This is a genomic window from Microbulbifer maximicatervae (SeqCode) (assembly GCF_052467955.1).
Map to the genome: position 1 here is coordinate 4,683,630 of NZ_CP174329.1, position 20,867 is coordinate 4,704,496.

Annotated in this window: 16 protein-coding genes; 9 read left to right on the top strand and 7 right to left on the bottom strand. The window is 51.5% G+C overall.

Features of this window, described 5'->3' with window-relative positions; genetic code table 11:
• Window positions 1–9 precede the first annotated feature (9 nt).
• The 6 genes from ACJJI5_RS20140 (at window position 10) to ACJJI5_RS20165 (ending at window position 7,710) form a co-directional block, all read left to right on the top strand.
• Complete coding sequence (locus ACJJI5_RS20140) at window positions 10–1,218, top strand: ABC transporter permease (protein ID WP_444912150.1); 1,209 nt, start codon at window positions 10–12, stop codon at window positions 1,216–1,218.
• A gap of 134 nt (window positions 1,219–1,352) precedes the next feature.
• Complete coding sequence (locus ACJJI5_RS20145) at window positions 1,353–1,892, top strand: nuclear transport factor 2 family protein (RefSeq protein ID WP_413664443.1); 540 nt, start codon at window positions 1,353–1,355, stop codon at window positions 1,890–1,892.
• A gap of 102 nt (window positions 1,893–1,994) precedes the next feature.
• A complete protein-coding gene (locus tag ACJJI5_RS20150) occupies window positions 1,995–3,347 on the top strand; it encodes a sigma-54-dependent transcriptional regulator (protein ID WP_445355035.1) in 1,353 nt (450 codons plus the stop codon).
• On the top strand, window positions 3,347–4,672 hold the full coding sequence (locus ACJJI5_RS20155) for a sensor histidine kinase (RefSeq protein WP_445355036.1): 1,326 nt from the start codon (window positions 3,347–3,349) through the stop codon (window positions 4,670–4,672). The genes ACJJI5_RS20150 and ACJJI5_RS20155 overlap by 1 nt, the downstream gene beginning before the upstream one ends.
• Before the next feature lie 284 nt (window positions 4,673–4,956).
• The gene (locus ACJJI5_RS20160; protein WP_445355037.1) at window positions 4,957–7,269 is read left to right on the top strand and encodes an immune inhibitor A domain-containing protein; all 2,313 of its coding nucleotides are present in this window, start codon (window positions 4,957–4,959) and stop codon (window positions 7,267–7,269) included.
• Between the two features lie 156 nt (window positions 7,270–7,425).
• The gene (locus tag ACJJI5_RS20165; RefSeq protein WP_282934201.1) at window positions 7,426–7,710 is read left to right on the top strand and encodes a hypothetical protein; all 285 of its coding nucleotides are present in this window, start codon (window positions 7,426–7,428) and stop codon (window positions 7,708–7,710) included.
• On the opposite strand, the gene ACJJI5_RS20170 is transcribed toward ACJJI5_RS20165, so the two are convergent.
• The gene (locus ACJJI5_RS20170) at window positions 7,707–8,669 is read right to left on the bottom strand and encodes an AraC family transcriptional regulator (protein ID WP_282934202.1); all 963 of its coding nucleotides are present in this window, start codon (window positions 8,667–8,669) and stop codon (window positions 7,707–7,709) included. The genes ACJJI5_RS20165 and ACJJI5_RS20170 overlap by 4 nt on opposite strands.
• Before the next feature lie 380 nt (window positions 8,670–9,049).
• Between ACJJI5_RS20170 and ACJJI5_RS20175 the strand changes: the two genes are divergently transcribed.
• Together ACJJI5_RS20175 and ACJJI5_RS20180 are read left to right on the top strand one after the other, a co-directional pair.
• Window positions 9,050–10,192, top strand: a complete 1,143-nt coding sequence (locus tag ACJJI5_RS20175; protein WP_444939999.1) for an efflux RND transporter periplasmic adaptor subunit — start codon at window positions 9,050–9,052, stop codon at window positions 10,190–10,192.
• A gap of 99 nt (window positions 10,193–10,291) precedes the next feature.
• Window positions 10,292–13,483, top strand: coding sequence for an efflux RND transporter permease subunit (locus tag ACJJI5_RS20180; protein ID WP_445355038.1), 3,192 nt, complete (start codon window positions 10,292–10,294; stop codon window positions 13,481–13,483).
• A 45-nt stretch (window positions 13,484–13,528) separates the two neighbouring features.
• Here the strand turns inward: ACJJI5_RS20180 and ACJJI5_RS20185 are convergent, their stop codons facing one another.
• Entirely contained in the window at window positions 13,529–13,912 is a 384-nt protein-coding gene (locus tag ACJJI5_RS20185; RefSeq protein ID WP_444934911.1) for a hypothetical protein, read from the bottom strand.
• Between the two features lie 255 nt (window positions 13,913–14,167).
• Between ACJJI5_RS20185 and ACJJI5_RS20190 the strand changes: the two genes are divergently transcribed.
• Window positions 14,168–14,950 (top strand): glycosyltransferase domain-containing protein, encoded by a 783-nt coding sequence (locus ACJJI5_RS20190; RefSeq protein ID WP_444934910.1) that lies wholly within the window; start codon window positions 14,168–14,170, stop codon window positions 14,948–14,950.
• A gap of 53 nt (window positions 14,951–15,003) precedes the next feature.
• On the opposite strand, the gene ACJJI5_RS20195 is transcribed toward ACJJI5_RS20190, so the two are convergent.
• The 5 genes from ACJJI5_RS20195 to aceE all read right to left on the bottom strand — a co-directional run bounded on the left by ACJJI5_RS20195 (window position 15,004) and on the right by aceE (window position 20,512).
• Complete coding sequence (locus ACJJI5_RS20195; RefSeq protein ID WP_444895150.1) at window positions 15,004–15,297, bottom strand: hypothetical protein; 294 nt, start codon at window positions 15,295–15,297, stop codon at window positions 15,004–15,006.
• Entirely contained in the window at window positions 15,287–15,589 is a 303-nt protein-coding gene (locus tag ACJJI5_RS20200; protein WP_282934207.1) for a hypothetical protein, read from the bottom strand. The genes ACJJI5_RS20195 and ACJJI5_RS20200 overlap by 11 nt, the downstream gene beginning before the upstream one ends.
• A 95-nt stretch (window positions 15,590–15,684) precedes the next feature.
• A complete protein-coding gene (locus ACJJI5_RS20205) occupies window positions 15,685–15,957 on the bottom strand; it encodes a hypothetical protein (RefSeq protein ID WP_444895151.1) in 273 nt (90 codons plus the stop codon).
• Between the two features lie 224 nt (window positions 15,958–16,181).
• Complete coding sequence (gene aceF, locus ACJJI5_RS20210; protein ID WP_445355039.1) at window positions 16,182–17,825, bottom strand: dihydrolipoyllysine-residue acetyltransferase; 1,644 nt, start codon at window positions 17,823–17,825, stop codon at window positions 16,182–16,184.
• A 17-nt stretch (window positions 17,826–17,842) separates the two neighbouring features.
• Window positions 17,843–20,512 carry a pyruvate dehydrogenase (acetyl-transferring), homodimeric type gene (aceE, locus tag ACJJI5_RS20215; protein ID WP_413664434.1) on the bottom strand — a complete coding sequence of 890 codons (2,670 nt, stop codon included), beginning with the start codon at window positions 20,510–20,512 and terminating at the stop codon, window positions 17,843–17,845.
• Between the last annotated feature and the right edge of the window lie 355 nt (window positions 20,513–20,867).

The window sequence follows — 20,867 nt, forward strand, 5'->3', positions numbered from 1 at the left end:
GGCCTGACCATGCTTGAATTAAAACCGATGCTGTCCGCCCTCTGGCGCAACAAAGTTTCTGCACTGCTGATTGCCCTTCAGCTTGGCTTAACCCTGGCAATTATCAGCAACACAGCAATAATAATCCAAGATAGAGTAGAAAAGATAAACCGGCCCACAGGAATCGATGTCGACAACATTATTACTATTGGGTTCATGGCAATACCAAAAGACTACGACACAATTGGGGCGGTACGAGCCGATTTAGGGATTCTCCGTCAACTTCCAAATGTTGTCGATGCCTCGATCACTCAACAAATCCCTCTATCGCAATCAGGATCGTCTTCGGTATATCACAATAAAGCCAATCAGGAAATCGGCGGAGAAGGAGCCAACTACTATCAAGTTGATCCACACTTTATTAACACCCTCAATTTAAAGTTAGTCGCAGGTCGTAACTTTACCGAGGCCGATATGCAGGCCAGCAACTCTCACGAGGCTACAAAAAAACCTGTTGTCATTATCACCCAGCAACTTGCCGATAAATTCTACCCCAATCAGGATCCTATAGGACGGCCAATTTTCTCCGGTGGTAGCTCTGAACCGATGGAAATAGTCGGAGTTGTAGAACGGCATCTGGGAGCATGGGTTGGATGGTCCAAAGCTGGTAATGTGATGTTTTACCCAGAAATAAAAAATAGGCGTTATGCAAAATATATAGTACGTACAGAGCCGGGTAAACGCGATGAGGTAATGAAGGTGTTAGCTGACAAGCTTTCCGAGCGAGACCCTCAGCGAGTAATCTCTGTTGAGCCACTCTCTAAGTATGTCAAACGCAGCTATGCTATCGACAATATGATGGTTAAAGTACTCTCTATCGTTGCAGCTATGCTGAGCTTTATTGTAGCCCTTGGCATTGTAGGTCTAACCATTTTTTGGATTAACCAAAGGGCCAAGCAAATTGGTGTTAGACGTGCATTAGGGGCCACCCGTACTAATATCAGCCGATATTTCCTTATTGAAAACGGAATGATAGCGAGTCTGGGTATCGCAGTTGGCAGTGCAGCGGCACTGATTGCCAATCAATATATGGTTCGCGATTACTCACAGCCTACTTTAACAATTGTACCTCTAGTTATTTGTGCGCTACTGGTTCTCTTAGTCAGCCTTGTAGCTGCACTTGCCCCAGCACTACGAGCAGCCAATATATCGCCGGCGACAGCCACCCGAAGTATTTAAACAACAACCTTTAGGGGGTGAGCTAATTGCTCGCCCCCAAGATAAGGTAAAAGTTTTCCTCATTCATTTTCATGGTTTATCTGCCACATTCGGTCGACATACCCCCCAGCAAAAAAACAATAGGGACATTGATCTTGTTTAAAAAAATATCTTCTTTATTTTTTGTGGGGCTAACCTTCATTAGCCCAAACTTACAAGCTGAAAAACATCCGGTTATTGCTGGTCCACTAGTAACTGAAGAACTAGTACAACAAATTACTAGAGCCGACCAACGCTTATTTGATGCATTATTCAATAATTGTGATCTAAGAGAAGCACAAAACCTGGTGACCGATGACTTTGAAATGTACCATGACAAGTGGGGTCAAACAGCAAAGTCTGGAGAAGAGTTTGTCAAGGCCATTACCAATATGTGTAAACAGCGTGAAAATGGAAGTGGTATTCGTGCACGTCGTGAACTGGTAATCGAGAGCACTAAAATCTACCCTGTTAACCATTACGGTGCTATTCAGTCAGGCACCCATCGATTTTATGGCATCAATGACGACAAATCTGAGATCTTACGGGAAAGTTCACAGTTTACTCACCTCTGGAAACAGGTAGATGGAAAGTGGCAGCTCGCGAGGGTACTCAGCTTCGACCATAAACCTGCTGAGCAACACATCGTCCACTAACTCTCCCTAATCTATTTGTGGCAGGGAAAACCTGCCACAAGCATTCCCCCTCGCCATCAACACATTGCATAATAGGCGCCTTAATAGCGTGTCTTAGAAACTATGGACAAAGTACTTATTATTGACGACAACAGCAGTATCGTTTCCGCCCTGGAGATCCTGTTGTCTCTGCATGACTTGCAGCCACTTTGTGCGATTACTCCTCAAGCCGGCTTACAGCTACTACGAGAGAACAGCGATGTCAGCCTGGTTATCCAGGATATGAATTTCACCGCTGACACAACTTCTGGAGAAGAAGGCAAAGAACTGTTCTTCGCGATTCGGGAAATAAATCCGGACCTTCCGATTATCCTGCTGACAGCTTGGACTCAACTGGAAATGGCCGTCGAGTTAGTCAGAGCTGGTGCTGCTGATTACCTGGGTAAGCCCTGGGATGACAATAAACTAATATCCACAATTAACAATTTATTGGAACTGGGAGAACTACAAAAGCGCCAGCAGGCATCCCAGCAACAAGCTTTGAATGCTCGCAGCCAATTACGGGAGGACTTTTTACTACAAGACATAATTTACCGCAGCGATAAAATGCAAAAGCTGTTGGAGATGGCCACTCAAGTAGCGAAATCTGAAGTTCCCATCCTGATCACAGGGCCAAATGGGGCCGGCAAAGAGAAGATTGCTGAGATTGTCCAGGCGAACTCTTCATCTAAAGAAGGGCCTTTTATTAAAGTTAATGTGGGTGCACTGCCGGAAGATCTGATGGAAGCAGAGCTGTTCGGAGCCGAACCTGGAGCCTATACCGGCGCCAGCAATCGGGCACGGGAGGGCAGGTTTGAGGCCGCCGATGGCGGCACCCTGTTCTTCGATGAAATTGGCGAGCTATCACCCAGCGGTCAGGTGAAACTACTGCGTGTACTACAAACCGGGGAATTCCAACGTTTAGGCAGCAGCCAAACCCGCAAAACCAAAGTTCGGGTAATCAGTGCTACCAATAGAGATCTCCACAAGGCTATCGAGGAAGGCAAGTTTCGCCAGGATTTATTTTATCGACTCAATGTTATAGAACTGCGCCTCCCACCACTGCATGAGCGCCCTGAAGACATCCCTCCCCTCGCGATGAGCTTCCTCGCAGAAAGTGGCAACTCAAAAAAGCTATCTCCTCAAGCGTTAAACGCCCTTACTCGCTATCATTGGCCCGGCAATGTGCGAGAACTTCAAAATGTTATGCAGCGAGCGGCCGTCCTTAGTCAGGAGGATACCATCGATGAAGCCGTCCTGGCACTTCCTGAGCAAACACCATCCGATAAAGTGGAAGTGAGTTTCGAGCCCAGTCGTGAGCTGCTACAAGAGACACTATCCAACTGCAATGGAATTATTGCCCAGGCTGCACGAGAACTCGGTATGAGCCGCCAAGCGCTATACCGCCGCCTGGAAAAACACGGTATACCCTATTGATGTCGAAATATTTTTCACTTGAAGGCCGCCTTATTGCAACAGCGGCCATTCCCTTAGTCGCTGGTGTTACCATATCCTGGCTCGGCATTCGGGCTGGCTTTAACCCATCACTCGCCTGGTCAGCGGGACTCATCATTTCATTGCCGTTATTAATTGTACTGATTCGCCTTATACTTGCCCCCCTAACTAGCACCCTAAAATCACTACAAAATGGCCTGCTAAATTTTCGTGACGGCGACTTCTCAATTTCCCTTGTACATCCAAAGGATAGCGAGCTCAGAAAAATAACACTGCTTTATAATGAAATTGGCGAACACTTACGTAAAGAGCGCGCTCATATTTATCAACGGGAACTCCTTTTAGACACCGTTATCCAGACATCTCCCCAAGCTCTTTTACTGGTCGATCAAAGCGATCGTATTATTTACTCAAACAGTAGTGCCAAACAACTACTCAATAATGGTAAACCTATACAAGGGTTAATGTTACAAAACCTCCTACCCAAAAGCCCTAAAGAAATAGCTAGCGCCATTAATAGCTGGAAAAATGGACTATTTAATTACACTGATAGTAATGGACCGCACTCCATGCATATCGGGAACAGTACATTTATATTGAATACCCAAAAGCATCGCTTAATCGTCTTGCGGGAAATGACCCGCGAACTAACCCGTGCAGAGGTAGAAGTTTGGAAAAAAGTTATTCGCCTGATAAGCCATGAACTGAACAACTCCCTTGCCCCGATCTCGTCTCTCGCCCACTCAGGAAAAATGCTGGTAACAAAGCCCGGCAAAGAGAAAGCTCTGGAAAAAGTATTCGATATTATTGCAGATCGCTGTAAGCATCTAACAGAGTTCACCCAAGGATATGCCTCTTTTGCAAAACTCCCTCCCCCTAGCTGCGAGGCCATAACTTGGCAAGATCTAGTCGATCGTATAATGCCAATTCAGGCCTTCTCAATTAAGGGCGCCTTACCGGATGAACCCGGTTATTTTGACCCCATTCAAATTGAACAGGCCCTCTTAAATTTGATTAAAAATTCACGAGAAGCTGGTAGTGATAGTGAGGATATTGAGCTTGAAGTCAGCACCGATATCCTTGGGCAAAAGTTAGTACTCTCCGATCGTGGCTGTGGCATGAGTGAGAAAGTGCTTGAGCAGGCTTTGCTCCCCTTTTTCTCAACTAAAGAGCAAGGTGTCGGCCTGGGCTTAGCGCTCTGCCGAGAAATCATTGATGCACACGATGGGCACATACAACTCTTGAACCGCCCCGGTGGAGGGTTACAAATTTGCCTCTGGCTACCATGGAAAAACAATAAAAATTAGATGTGCAACAAGTTATGCTACAAAAGCCATCCAGACGGGGAAATAATTTCTAACAGCGTCAACGGGAAAATTTCTCAGTGATCAAATGAACGTCACACTTTAGTTTAAAATTATGCCAAATCTCTATAATTTTATTGCGGCCTAATCATCTTAAAACGTCATCCCTCTGTAGCTAATAATAAAAAAACTGAGCTGCCACAACTCGAAGTCTGACTATTTTAGTAAGTTTTATTTATGTCTGATTTCGGAACTTATAATTATCTCGGAACGCACAAGAAGGGATCATGCTAAAAATAAACAGTTTGCTCTCCGTCGGCACGCTTGCACTGAGCCTGATGACAGTCAATGCCCACGCCGTTAACTCATCTCAAAAGGGTGGTGATCAAGTCGACTTGGTTATTGCCAATGAAGCCAAATTAATTGATATGCTCAAGCGCTCTGGGCGCATCAGCCAAGATGCCTCTATTGCAGAAGCTGAACGCACTTTAAGGGCTTACTTAAAAGAGCGGGCCACCCATAGCATTAATGGGGCTCAAGATCTTTCCAGCGATACCGTAACGATGATGCGCGATGCCCGTGGAAAACATCACCCCCGGCTTAAAAGGGGCAAAGGTTCCCTTCACCGCAACCATGGCAGCCGCCACCCTAGAAACATTCAACTAGAGAGCTACGACGGTGAAGCCCAAACTGCACGGGTTCTCGCTATTTTGATGGAGTTCCCCGATTTTCCCCATAACAGCATCGAGCCCGGGGAAAGTGATATGTACTACGCGGATTACGCCGCTGAACATTACGCTGACTTGCTTTTCTCCCAAAACGGCTTTGAAGGCCCCAATGGGGAAAACATGCTATCCATGCAACAGTTTTACTGGCAGCAATCCGGCAACAGCTACTCAGTTGAAGGCTCTGTAGCAGGTTGGTATATGGCCAACCAACCAGCAGCTTTTTACGGCAATAACACCGATGGTGATGCTCGCTCCCTAATTCGTGAGGCCCTGGAAGCTGCAGCTGCCGACCCCACAGTAAACCTGTCAGACTTTGATATTGAAGACCGTTACGACTTGGATGGTGATGGCGATTTTTGGGAAGCAGATGGTTTGGTAGACCACATCATGATCTTCCACTCCTCGGTTGGTGAAGAAGCAGGTGGCGGGCAACTGGGTGAAGACGCCATTTGGTCTCACCGTTGGAACCTTGGCAGCGTCTATTCACTAGAAGGAACTACTGCGGAGGTAGATTACTGGGGCGGCACTATGGCTGCTTATGATTACACCATTCAGCCGGCGGACGCCGCTGCAGGGGTTGTCAGCCATGAATATGGCCATGATTTGGGCTTGCCCGATGAATACGATACCGATGGTAGCGGTCGCGGTGAACCCGTCTCCTCCTGGTCCATTATGTCCAGTGGTAGCTGGGCCGGTATTATTCCGGGTTCAGAGCCCACCGGCTTCTCTGCCTATGCCAAGGAATACCTGCAACACAACCATGGTGGGAACTGGCTTCATGGTGAAACTATTGCACTAGATGAAATTCCTCGCCGCGGTATCGAGTTGCTACTCGATGAAGCGGTTAATAAGGGGACCAATAACGATGCAGTCCGAATTGACCTACCAGCAAAACAAGAAATAGTTACCGAACCCAGCAGTGGAGAATACGCCTACTTCAGCGGTAGCGGCAACAACCTGCAAAACTCTATGACAATATCTGTTGATCTGAGCAATGCAGAAACAGCAAGCCTCTCTTTCAAAGCTTGGTACGACATTGAGCTGGATTGGGATTACGCCGCGATCATGGTAGATTCCGGTGATGGCTTTGTCTCCATTCCCGGTTCAGTAACTACAGATACCAATCCCAACGGCACCAACCCAGGTAATGGTATTACTGGTAGCTCCGAGGGCTGGATTGACGTTGCATTCGATCTAAGCGCTTACGCCGGGCAAGAAATTAGCCTTTCACTTACCTATATTACTGATGGCGCCGTAGCGAATTCAGGTCTTTTTGCCGATGACATCAGCATCGAAATTGATGACACAACATTCCTTTTCGATGATGCTGAAACTGATGGCAACTTTAGCCTTGCAGGCTTTAGCCGAAACCCAGGCTATCTCGAGCACGATCACTACTACTTACTCGAATGGCGTACGCATCGCGGCGTTGATGCCGGATTGGCACATGTGAATGTAGCCGGCGAGATGCTCACTTTCACAGAAGGCCTCTTGGTTTGGTACGTAGATTCCAGCTACGATAATAACTGGGTTGGCGTACACCCAGGAAACGGCTTCCTCGGAGTTGTTGATGCCGACCAAAATGTATTGAGATGGAGTGATGATTCCGTTGCCAGTACCCGCTATCAGGTTCACGATGCCACATTTAACATCGAAAGAGCCGACGACATGGTTCTGGATTTACTCGAGGACTACGGCATACTCTTAAGTGACACTCACAACCGCCGCTACCCATTGTTTAATGACACCCGGAGCTATAGCAGCGAAGAAATACCAGATGCCGGCCGCGCTATCACACCTTACGGCTTAAAGGTTCGGGTCGTATCTCGCAGCGGAGATAAATCTGTAGCTAAAATACGCGTAACCAAGTAAAGAAGTAAAAACAGACGGCGCCTACATGGCGCCGTCTCCAATTTAACAAATAGAATAAGATTCCCGCTTAAAACAAAGCCTTTAATTTGAGCAAAACTCCCCTCTCCAGCTAACCTGAATGCCAGAAACTTATTTTCATCATTCAGGCATTCATTTATGGAAAAGCCTCTAGACAACTCCCGTCGCCACTTTCTTAAGCTTTCAGGAACATCGCTACTTTTAATTCCTGCCACATTTATCGCAGCACCCTCAGCTCAGGCCCAAATCAAAGCGCAAAAAGACAAAGTAAATTACCAGGATACTCCCAAGGATGGGAAAAAGTGCGTGGACTGTCAGCTATTTGAGCCCCCCAATGCCTGCCTGGTTGTGGAGGGCGATATCAGTCCCGAAGGGTGGTGTAGCTTATTTGTTTTGAAGCAGGGCAACCCAGTTTCAAATTAAGCTGGGACCCGCTGTTCACCGCGCAATTTAATCACGTCCGCGCGGGGCGGAAGACCAAACATACGGCTGTATTCACGACTGAAATGAGAGGGGCTCTCATAGCCAACCCGATAGCTGGCGGAAGCCGCTTCCAGTCCCTCAGTCAACATTAGGCGTCGTGCCTCATGTAAACGCAGCTTTTTCTGGAACTGCAACGGGGACATGCGCGTGATCTGCTTAAAGCTGTGATACAGGGATGACTCACTCATATTGGCCTGGTCGGCCAAGTCACTGATACGCAGCGGTTCTGAGAAACGGTCTTTTAGCACCTCAATCACGCGGGATACCCGGTTCGCCTGGCTATCTACCATGGCAAACTTGCGCATCCGCGCGCCAATCTCCCCCATCAGGGCACGATAGATAATCTCACGCCGGGCTAATGGCGCCAGTATCGGGACATCTTTAGGGCTATCCAGCAAGGAAACCAGCCGGTTTAGCGCATCAAGCATACCGTAATCCATTTTGGTCAGGCACAGGCCGCAGCTGACTTCGGGACAGTCGTAGCCAGCCTCCACACCCGGCGCCTTATCACCCAGCTCCATAACCAGGTCTGCCACCTCTTGCGGGTCGATCGTTATCTTTACCCCGAGGAACGGTGTATCCAGGGAAGCATCTTCAACACGCCCCAGGATCGGTAAGTGCACTGAGGTTGCCACATAGCTCAGCGGCATATAGGAAATTTCCCGGTCTCCCAGTTCTAAGGTCTTGCGGCCTTGAATAATAAAATTCAGGGACGGTGTATACACCGATGCCGCACAGGCTCCCGGCTCATTACAGCGAATCAGGGAGAGACCACCCAGTACCGTTTCATTTAATCCCTGTTCCGGTGCCTGACGCATCAGGGAGGCAATCAGCTTCTGCCGTATCGACTCCATATCCATGGCGACAGAGTTGAATTCCGCTCTTTTTTCAATGCTCATATGCTCCCCTTGTGCCCGCTAACAATTCCACGACTCAACACGAAGTGGCACAGAGTATACGGAGTTTTAGGCAATTTCCGTGTAGTTTTGCAGGATTGGGCAATCACTGTGCAGTAATAGGTAACTATAACCGATTAATAGCCCTGCAGTCGCTGTAATATCTTAATCACCTTTTGCGATAACTAGTTATATATCCAGTTCTTTACACATCCAACAGAATGTGATCCTTCCAACCCAAAAGTACGTCTTAAGTAGAAATAGGCAATCAATTAACAGTTCCCGGATACCGCAACCAACTTGGCCACCGCTAGAGTTACGCCCTTACTGGGAGAAGCACCCAATAGCCCTTCCCCCTCCGTAGCAAAGGGAGTACACGCGTAATGGTAAGAAAATTAACGACGGTTTTATTCGGCGTATCCGCACTGGTACTCGCCGGCTGCAACAGTGACGCACCCAGCGGTCAACAACCGCCTCCCCCAGCCGTGGAGGTCGCCCAGGTATCTGCAGGAAATACGACATTGTGGCGCAGCTTTACCGGCCGTGTGGCAGCCCCAGAAACCGTTGAACTGCGCCCACGGGTTAGCGGTTATATCGACAAGGTTTCATTTGCCGAGGGAACTCTGGTCAAACAGGGCGATGTCCTGTTCACCATTGACCCCCGCCCTTACCAAGCTCGCGAACGCGCCGCCCGCGCAGACCTGGCTCGGGTTCGCAGCGACCTCTCCTATAGCGAGAAGCAAGCCGGCCGGGCAAAACAGCTACTCAACAGCAAAGCCATCTCCCGCGAGGAATACGATCGGCGTATCGCTTCGCGAGATTCGGCCCGAGCGGCCCTCAGCGCCGCCGAGGCAGCGCTGGAAAATGCCCAGTTGGACCTTCAATACACTGAAGTTAAAGCACCAATAAGTGGCCGAGTAAGCCGCGCCCTGGTTACTCAAGGCAATCTCGCCAATGCCGACAGCACCCTGCTGACAACGCTGGTCTCTGTCGACCCAATGTACGTGTATTTCGAAAGTGACGAACAGACTTTTGCTAAGGGCCGCGACTTACTCAACAGCGGGCAAAAACCTGCTGTGCGCATAGGTCTCGCCGGTGAGCAGGGCTATCCACACAGTGGGGAGTTGGACTTTATTGATAACCGCCTGAACAGCCATACCGGCACTATTCAATTCCGCGCTGTGGTTAACAACAGGGACGGCTTTTTCAGACCGGGGCAATTTGCCCGGGTGGAAATGCCGATTGAAGAGGTGTCACAGGCAGTTTTAATCAATAGCAAAGCGGTTCTTACCGATCAGGACCGCCGCTATGTCTACATCGTCAACGACAGTAATGTCACCGAAAAGCGCCCCGTGGTCGCTGGCCAACGCCAAGGTGACCTTGTGGTTATCCGCAGCGGCCTGGAGCCCGGCGAGAAAATTGTGGTGAATGGCCTGCAAAAGATTTTCTTCCCAGGCATGCCCGTCGCACCGGAAATGGTGGCCATGCAGGAGCAGGTAAAGGCGACCCAAGTCGCTGGCCATTAAACAAAGAGCAAGGGGCTTGCCGAAGTGGGCCCATACATTCAGCTAATCCTATCAATGGAATCCGAGCGGCTGACTGAGTCGCTCTCGGAGTAGCAGTATATGAATTTTTCCCGTTTCTTTGTCGACAGACCGATATTTGCATCCGTGTTGTCGATCATTATTTTCGTCGTCGGTCTGATCAGTATTCCCTCACTGCCGGTCAGCGAATATCCCGAAGTTGTGCCTCCCAGTGTGCAAGTGAGTGCTCGCTATCCTGGCGCTAACCCTAAGACAATCTCAGAAACTGTTGCCACGCCGCTGGAAGAAGCAATTAACGGCGTGGAAAATATGATCTACATGAAGTCAGTGGCTGGTAGTGACGGCACCCTGACTTTGAACGTGACCTTTGAGTTGGGCACCGACCCGGACCAAGCCCAGGTACAGGTGCAAAACCGGGTGTCCCAGGCCCTGCCGCGCCTGCCCGAAGATGTCCGCTTGCAAGGTGTTACTACCCAGAAGCAGTCGCCAAACCTGATGATGGCGGTGCACCTGATTTCACCGGACGACAGCCTCGACGCTACCTATATTCGCAACTACGCCGTACTGCATATTCGCGATGAGCTATCGCGCATTCCCGGCGTGGGTCTTGCCGCCGTATTCGGTTCCGGTGACTACGCCATGCGCTTGTGGGTGGACCCGCAGAAAGCCGCCGCCGTAGGCATTACTGCTGCCGATATTGTCAGTGCCGTGCGTGAGCAGAACGTACAGGTTTCCGCCGGCCAGATCGGCGCCTCCCCCATGCCGAACGGCTCCGACTTCCTGATTTCCATTAACGCCAAAGGCCGCCTGGAAAGTGAAGAGGAGTTTGGCGATGTTGTACTCAAGACCGGCAATAATGGTGAGATCACCCGCCTGAGAGATGTGGCCCGTGTAGAGCTGGCCTCTTCCCAGGACTCCCTGCGCGCCCTACTTAACGGCCGCCAGGCTGTCGCTCTCCCTATTTTCCAATCTCCCGGCTCCAACTCACTGGAGGTTTCTGCGGCGGTACGGGAGAAAATGGCTGAACTGGATGACCAGTTCCCGGAAGGCCTCAAATGGGAAGTCGCTTACGACCCCACGGTTTTTGTTAGCACCTCCATCAGCTCAGTGATCAAGACCCTACTGGAAGCCGTACTACTCGTGGTTCTGGTGGTTATCCTGTTCCTGCAAACCTGGCGCGCCTCACTGATCCCGCTGTTGGCCGTGCCGGTATCTATTGTCGGCACCTTTGCGGTGCTGTTAATGCTGGGCTTCTCAATCAACACCCTAACCCTGTTCGCCATGGTGCTGGCCATCGGTATTGTGGTGGATGACGCCATTGTGGTGGTGGAAAACGTCGAGCGGAATATCGAGGAGGGACTGACGCCTTTAGCCGCTGCCCACCAAGCCATGCGCGAGGTGAGCGGTCCGATTGTCGCGATCAGCCTGGTGCTCTGCGCGGTGTTTGTGCCCATGGCATTCCTGGACGGCATCACCGGCCAGTTCTACCGCCAGTTTGCCACCACCATTGCCATCGCCACCATTATCTCCGCGATCAACTCTCTGACTCTATCTCCGGCTCTGGCGGCAACTCTGTTGAAGCCTCACGGCGCCAAACCGGATATGCCCGCGCGCATTATTGAGCGTTTGTTCGGCTGGATATTCCGCCCTTTCAACCGCTTCTTCCAGCGCAATTCCGAGCGTTACCAGCGGATCGTGGGTGGCAGCCTCAAGCGTCGTGGTATCGTATTTGGTGTTTACCTGATATTGCTCGGCGGTACTTTCGCCCTGTTCCAACAGGTGCCCGGCGGCTTTATTCCGGTTCAGGATAAGACTTACCTGGTGGGCAGTATCCGCCTGCCGGAAGGTGCCTCCCTGGACCGCACCGAGGAAGTTGCTCGCCGCGTGAGTGAATTGGCCCTGGAAACAGAAGGTGTTGCCAACGCCGCGGCCTTTGTCGGCTTCAATGCCCTGCAAGGTACCAACACCCCCAACGTGGGCACGGTATTTATCCTGTTCGACGATTTCGATGAACGTGAGCGCAGTGCCCAGGAAATCGCTGCGGAGCTAAATGGCAAGATCTCACAGATCAAGGAAGGCTTTGCCATGACCTTTATGCCGCCGCCCATCTTCGGTCTGGGTGCCGGCTCCGGCTACTCGCTCTATGTTCAGGACCGTCGCGGTGCCGGCTACGGTGAGCTGCAAAACGCCACCAATATGTTGGCTGGTGCCCTGAGCCAAGCCAGCGGCCTCAGCTACCCCTTCAGCTCCTACCAGGCCAATGTGCCGCAGATGGACGCGGAAGTGGATCGACTACAGGCCAAGGCTCAAGGTGTGCGCATGGACGACTTGTTCGGCACCCTGCAGCTCTACTTCGGCTCTATGTATATCAACGACTTCAACCTTTTCGGCCGCACCTACCAGGTCGTTGCCCAGGCTGATGCACCCTTCCGCGATGAAGTGCAGGATCTCGATAATCTCTACACTCGCAATATGAATGGGGAGATGGTGCCCATCAGCACCATGGTGACCCTGCGCCAGAGTTACGGACCCGATCCGGTGATCCGCTACAACGGCTATCCCGCAGCCGACCTGATGGGGCAGTCCGATCCCAGCATTTTGTCCTCTTCCGAGGCACTGGCAGCGGTTGAGCAGGTTGCCAGCCAAGCCCTGCCACCGGGCATGCAAATCCAGTGGACCGACCTCAGCTTCCAGCAGGTCAACCAGGGCAATGCCGCTATGGTGGTTTTCCCTCTCGCAGTACTACTGGTATTCCTGGTGCTGGCCGCCCTCTATGAAAGCTGGGTAATGCCACTGGCGGTGATCCTGATCGTGCCCATGTGTCTGCTGGCTGCACTATTTGGTGTCTGGGCTACTGGCGGCGACAACAATGTATTTGTTCAAGTCGGGCTGGTTGTACTGATGGGGCTCGCTTGTAAGAACGCTATTTTAATCGTGGAATTTGCTCGCGAACTGGAAATGGAAGGCAAAGGCACTGTCGAGGCTGCACTGGAAGCCTGCCGCCTGCGTCTGCGCCCGATCATTATGACTTCAGTCGCCTTTATTGCCGGTGTTGTTCCACTGGTATTGGCCGGCGGCGCTGGCGCTGAGGTGCGCAATGCCATGGGAATTACCGTATTTACCGGCATGATCGGTGTAACCCTGTTTGGCCTGTTCCTCACTCCGGTATTTTATGTTGCCCTGCGCAAGATTGCCGGCGGCAAACTATCAGCTGCCCGTCACGCAGATAGTCAAGAAAGCAATTTACCCTTAGAGCACGCGACTAATACTTAACCCCGCTTATCCCGGGCGCACCAACACTATGCGCCCGGGCTTTTTCTACTTGCGCTCCTCCTTTTTCCAGCGGGCTCCAGGAAAAACAATCACATACAAGCGGATCAACAAGCCCATTGGCACACAAATCAAAATCACAATAACTCCTAAAACAGCACGCATATAATCACTGCCTTCTTCGTGTTTCTCAGCGTGATCCCACAGGTAGGATTGGTAACAGTGATCGGGCCCATCAATCGGCTTCAGGGTATAGTTAATTACCCGCTCCAGAAACCTCCAGTAACGCCGAAAACGTGTTTCTGTCACCCTTGAGAAATAACCACAGCGCGCAGATATAGTTGCATCAGGATTGCCGCCAGCAATGGCATTGCCCAATTGATCCACGGCAACAATAACATTCCAAAGCCAGCTTTTATTGGCACCTTTCATTACCAGCCTATTTATTGACGGATAACCCTCCTCCCTAATACCCCAGCCCTAGGGTTTGGCATCCACAGTAAAACAATCACCAATGAAAGAATAATCCATAAAAACACGAGCGTGCACACAAACGCTTTTTCGTAAGAAAATCAAGTTCCGCCGAACTTCAGTGGCAAAAGCCGCGTTCGGCTAGACTTTTTCCGAGCGGCAATAAATCCATGCCGTTAAAAAATACTTCAGATTATCGAGATCTCTTCCTAAAAGATGTTGCATGTCGCCACGATTGCCACCCACTCGGAAAGGATGCTTCCCGTCCTACTGGAATCCGCCAACCGCAACGGCGTGTCATTATCTATCCTTGGGCACAATTACCCTTGGAAAGATTTCTCGTCCAAAATAGACATCTTAATGCCTTTCTTTAGATCCCTACCGGAAGAGGATATCGTCTGCTACCTGGATGGTTTCGATTCACTAATACTGCCATCAATCAAACACTTAGAAAAAAAATTTCTCACCTTTGGCAAGGAAATTATTTTTTCCAATGATTACGAACATAGCGGTATACAAGGATTTTTTGAAAGAAAATTTTTTCCCAGCGAGTGTGTTTTTTCTACAGGAGTCTTTATAGGCAGAAATATAGCGCTACAAAACCTTTTCCAGGCCGCTCGTAACATGTACCCCAATTACTCTGATGACCAAAAAATTCTTAGGCACTATTATGCACACCAAAACTGCACACAAATAGGTATCGACGGTGAAAGCCAACTTTTTTTTAACTTTGATGCCGCCAATCCAAGTTTCAATCTACTAAGCCAAGTAAGCAAAATTCACAACGAAGAAATATACCTACACAATGGAGAAACTCCGAGTATTATTTCATTCCCTTGCAGCTGGTTTGCTATTGGCATCAAGAAAAAACTCAATGTGCTTCTGGAAAAACTCGGGTACGAATACAACCCAGGAATTAACATCAAAGGTACTTTCCATGGCCTGAAGTACTATATTGGCACCTCGATTAAAGAGAGTATCAAAACACTATTAAAATAGCCCCAAATCACCCAGCCAATACTCCCTTCAATCGCAGATAACCTTTATATCGATCAATAAAAGCTATAACTTAATTCAAACGGTGAATAGGGTCCTTCACACCAATCACCGGTGTCCAGTTGATAGCAGTGCACACCCTCGGCAATACAGTTATCGAGACTTCCCATATAGGGATCACCGGCCAGGCAAAAACGCGGGAATGCAGTAAGTTCATCCGGTGGCACCGGAGTAGTTTTGTAGGTGTAGTAAGTTGCCGTGCCGGTTAAGTCATAACCGAAACCGTCAGCCACGCAGCCCGCCAGGGACTGCGTTACAAGAACAAGAAAAAAAACAACGCTAATTTTCATAGGAAATACAACGCCTTCCACCGGAAATGTCAAAACAACGAGCACTGGGTGGGCAAATAGAACCCGGCGCCAGCTCCTCAGAATCTCCCGGGCAGCTTGTTGGAGACGCAGGTGCATCTGGCACGTGGGAGGAATGAGAAGAGTGAGAAGAGGGATAACCCCGGTATTCCGCATGGCGGGGAATTGGCGGGCTTACGGGATAAACTACTTGATTGCGCGTATCGGGGGTTCCACAACCCTCAAGGAATACACCCATCGACAAAGCAGAAATAAATATCGCAAATTTTTGCATGGTAGCGCTCCGTATCAGCACCGCGCGGACAGAATCCACGCACTTTTAGATCCGGCTATTTCGCAACAGCTCCACACTGAGCTCGGCTACTATCGTTAGTAAACCCGCAATATAGGGAAAAACCAGGCCATGGAGTCCTGCAAGCTATCTACGCAATCCGCCGCCTCGCATTCGCTTTTGGCGGTAAGGGGTTGTGGGTATTTTGTGTGGTTACTGCCGACTTCCACAAAGCTGGCGCTTTGTCCGGCAGCCTCTGCCTCATAAAAGAAAGGGTCTTCGCCCTCCACTTCGTCCGCAGGCAAAAACAAGCAGCCCTGCATCGCAAATACCGCCACAAACGGCAACGCGAATTTCCTTGTAGGTCCCATAATCCGACACCTCACATTTTCAGTGCTGCGATGATAGTAGCCTCTCTGTGAGTCTAGCTGCCGAGGCATTAGCAGCCAGCAATCCAGAATCGATTTGCGCGTAAATCATCTTATTGTTGTTTTACGCGGCGAATATTTCATTTCCACTTAAAGGCTCCTTAGTCCTGACTATAAAAAAAGCGGCCGATTGGCCGCTTTTTTTACTGACTTTAACTCGCTGGCAATTACAGCAACAGTCTGCGCACATCCGCCAGCACGCTAACCAAATAAGTCATAAAGCGTCCGGCATCTCCGCCATTTACCGCGCGGTGATCGTAGGAGAGCGCCAAGGGCAACATCTGCCGAGGCTCAAAATCCTTACCGTTCCACACCGGCTTCATCGCCAGCTTGGAAACACCGAGGATACCAACTTCCGGAGAATTGACGATCGGGGTAAACCCGGTGCCGCCGATAGCCCCCAAACTGGAAATGGTAAAGCAGGCGCCCTGCATCTCGTTGGGCTTCAGCTTGCCATCGCGGGCCTTCAGGGCCATTTCAGTGGCCTCGGCCGCCAGCTCGTACAGGCCTTTCTTATCCACATCGCGGATAACCGGCACCATTAAGCCTTTGGGTGTATCTACTGCCATACCCACATGCACATAGTCCTTGCGCACAATGTGCTCGCCATCGTTGTGCAGGGACACATTAAAGCTCGGTTCTGCACGCAGGGCCGCAGCTACCGCTTTCAGCAGGAAAGGCACTGGGGTGAGCTTCACTCCGCGCTTCTCCGCCTCGACCTTCATGGACTTGCGGAAGGTTTCCAGCTCTGTGATATCCGCATCGTCAAACTGGGTGACGTGAGGCACGTTGAGCCAGTTGCGCGACATGTTGGCTGCGGTAATCTTGTGGATCTTGCTCATCGGCTCCACATTCACCGGGCCAAACTGGCTGAAGTCGATATCCGGCATCTTGGCGATACCGATTCCACCGCCGACACCAACCGCGCCGCTTTCAGCTTTCTTCACCTGCTCACGGATGTAATTATGCAGATCGTCCTTGGAGACCCGGTTGCGCGGGCCGGTAGGCTTCACCTTATTCAAGGTAACACCCAACTCGCGGGCCAGTTTGCGCACGGCGGGGCCGGCGTAAACCTGGGCTGCTGCGGTGAGGTTGCGCTCCAGCTGATAGTCTTTCTGCGGCACTGCCGGGGGCTCAACAGACGCAGATGCCTGCTGTGGCGCGCTCTCGGCAGGCGCTGTTGCTGCAGGGGCTGCAGCTGTAACCGCGGGCGCGGCGGCGCCTGCAGCAACTACTTTCAACACGCCCAAAGTGTCACCTGTGGAAACCTTGTCGCCTTCTTTAACGGCGATAGAAACCACGGTACCGGCGCTGGGGGAAGGCACATCCATAGAGGCTTTATCGCCTTCCACCACAATCAGGGAGTCCCCCTCTTCAACCACATCACCGGGCTGTACACTGATCTCGATCACATCAACCGCATCAGCACCGCCCAGATCCGGGATCTGGATCGTTTCCTCTTTCGGCTCGCCGCTCGGCGCTGCCACAGGGGCTTCAGCCACAGGCTCCGCAACGGGTGCAGCTTCTTGCTTGGCGGGGGCCGCAGCGGGCTCCTCTGCCGGCGCTTCCGCCACATCGGTTTCGATTTCCCCAATCACGTCGCCTTCAGAGACCTTATCGCCCTCTTTCACGCTGATGCTGAGGATTTTGCCAGCCACTGGGGCTGGCACATCCATGGAGGCTTTATCGCCCTCCACCACAATCAGTGAATCCTCTTGCGCGACGGTATCGCCGACAGCAACAGAAATTTCAATCACATCCACCTGATCGGCACCACCGAGATCAGGCACTTTAATGACTTGTTTTGCCATAGGAGTTCTGCCTTCTCTTAGCTGATGCGCGGGTTAACTTTTTCGGCGTCGATATTGAGCTTCACGATTGCTTCCGCAACCTCTTTCGCATCAATAACGCCCTGCTTGGCCAAGCCGTTCAGTGCGGCAATTACCACGTAGTTGCGATCCACCTCGAAGAAGCGACGCAGCTGCTCGCGGCTGTCACTGCGGCCGAAACCATCGGTACCCAGGGTGGTCAGTTCACCGTCGATAAATTCACGCAGTGGCTCCACATAGGAACGGATGTAGTCGGTGGAGGCGATAACCGGGGAGGTATTGCCTTCGAACTGCTCAGTGATCCAGGCTTTGCGCGGCTCGGCTTCCGGGTGCAGCATATTCCAGCGCGCCACATCCTGGCCTTCACGAGCCGATTCCACAGCGGAGGTAAGGCTCCAGACATCGGAGGTCACACCGAACTGGTCGGCGAGGATATCCGCCGCAGCCAGTACTTCGCGCAAAATAGTACCGCCACCAATCAGCTGTACATGTTTCTTCGCCGCTTTGCCCTTGGCGCCTTTCTTGACGTTGGACTGCAGCTTGTAGATACCGCGGATAATGCCCTCTTCCACGCCCTGAGGCATTTCCGGCTGCAGGTAGTTTTCGTTCTCGATAGTGATGTAGTAGAAGAGGTTCTTCTGCTCTTCGTACATCTCTTTCAAGCCGCGCTGCATAACCACCGCCAGCTCATAACCGTAAGCCGGGTCGTAGCTGCGGCAGTTGGGGATAGTGGAGGACAGTACGTGGCTGTGGCCATCCTGGTGCTGCAGACCCTCACCGTTTAAGGTTGTACGGCCAGCAGTGGCACCGATCAGGAAGCCGCGCGCCTGCATATCGCCAGCGGCCCAGGCCAGGTCGCCGATACGCTGGAAACCGAACATGGAGTAGTAGATATAGAAAGGCACCATCGGCACGCCGTGGTTGCTGTAAGCCGTGGCCAACGCCATCCAGGTGGACATAGCACCGGCTTCGTTGATGCCCTCTTCCAGCACCTGGCCTTTCTTATCTTCCTTGTAATACATGATCTGGCCGTGATCCACCGGGGTGTAGCGCTGCCCCTGGGAGGAATAAATACCCAGCTGGCGGAACAGGCCTTCCATACCAAAGGTACGGGCTTCATCGGGAACGATCGGCGCGATGTTCTTGCCGATATTCTTGTCTTTTACCAAGGCCGCGATAGCGCGGACAAAGGCCATGGTGGTGGAGATTTCGCGCTCACCGGAGCCTTTGGTCAGTGCGCTGAAGGCATCGAGACCAGGAACTTCCAGTTTCGGGCACTCAACCGGGCGACGGGGAACCGGACCGCCCAGGGCCTTGCGGCGCTCCGCCATATATTTCATTTCCGGGCTATCCGGAGATGGGCGGTAGTAAGGGACCTCTTCCAGCTCTTTATCAGTGAGCGGAATGGCAAAGCGATCGCGGAAACGCTTGAGGGAATCCAGATCCAGCTTCTTCACAGAATGGGTATCCATCGCCGCTTCACCGGCGGAGCCCAAGCCGTAACCTTTAACGGTCTGGGCCAGGATCACGGTGGGCTGGCCTTTGTGGGCCATCGCCGCCGCGTAGGCTGCGTAAACTTTGTAGGGGTCGTGGCCGCCGCGATTGAGCTTCATAATCTCATCGTCGGACATATCCTTAACCAGCTCCAGCAACTCCGGGTACTTGCCGAAGAAGTGCTCGCGGGTATAAGCGCCGCCGTTGGCCTTGAAGTTCTGCATCTCGCCATCGACTACTTCGTCCATGACTTTCTGCAACAGGCCTTTGTCATCTTTCTCCAGCAGCGGATCCCATAGGCGACCCCAGAGTACTTTGACAACATTCCAACCGGCACCGCGGAATACGCCTTCCAACTCCTGCACGATCTTACCGTTGCCGCGTACCGGGCCGTCCAGACGCTGCAGGTTACAGTTAACCACGAACACCAGATTTTCCAGTTGCTCGCGGCCGGCCAGGGAAATTGCGCCCAGGGTTTCCGGCTCGTCACACTCACCATCACCTAGGAAAGCCCACACTTTGCGATCGCCGCGCGGGGACAGGCCGCGGGCAGACAGGTAGCGCATAATGTGCGCTTGGTAAATCGCTTGGATCGGCCCCAATCCCATGGAAACCGTGGGGAACTGCCAGTACTCCGGCATCAGCCAGGGGTGCGGGTAGGAGGACAGGCCATTGCCGTTCACTTCGCGGCGGAAGTTGTCCAGCTGCTCTTCATCGAAACGCCCTTCCAAGTAGGAGCGAGCATAAATACCCGGCGCGCTGTGGCCCTGAAAGAAAATCAGGTCGCCGCGCTCCTCCCCCTCATTGCCACGGAAGAAGTAGTTAAAGCCCACATCGTAGAGTGTGGCCGCAGAGGAGAAACTGGAAATATGGCCACCGAGGCCATCGTCATTCTGGTTGGCACGTACCACCATCGCCAGGGCATTCCAGCGAATCAGGGAGCGAATGCGGCGCTCCATAAATAAGTCGCCAGGCATACGCTTTTCCGCATTGGGCGGAATGGAGTTGCGATAGGGAGTGGTGATTGCCGCAGGCAATTGTACGCCTACATCGGTAGCGCGGTCAGACAGCTGCTTCAGAAGGAAGGCTGCGCGTTCTTTGCCGCTATAGCGGATAACCGCTTGCAGCGCGTCCAGCCACTCCTGCGTTTCGAGGTTATCGGTATCTTCGTGCATCAAGTGCTCCTCGGCGAATTAGGCGACGTCGAGTCGGTCTATTTCTCAAAAATCGGTACGCGGGCAAACTACAGCGCGAGCAAAAAAAAGCTTCCTTTTTTTCTTGGTTCCGCCAATTCACCAACTTTGTTGGCGTAAATGCAAAGTTTGTGAATCTTTACTCGAATATGACGGTGAGGAAAGCGGCGCAATTGATTGCCGCAAGTGCCTAGTTTGACTGTGATTATTTGTTCCGGGGCCCGCGCAGACTGGCGGGCAAAACCCCATCCCCGGTTGTTAGCGGAGGGAATTGTAGTATTACTACAAAAAATTTTCCAGATAGGACGGTTAGTAACAAATAAAACAAAAGAGCAAA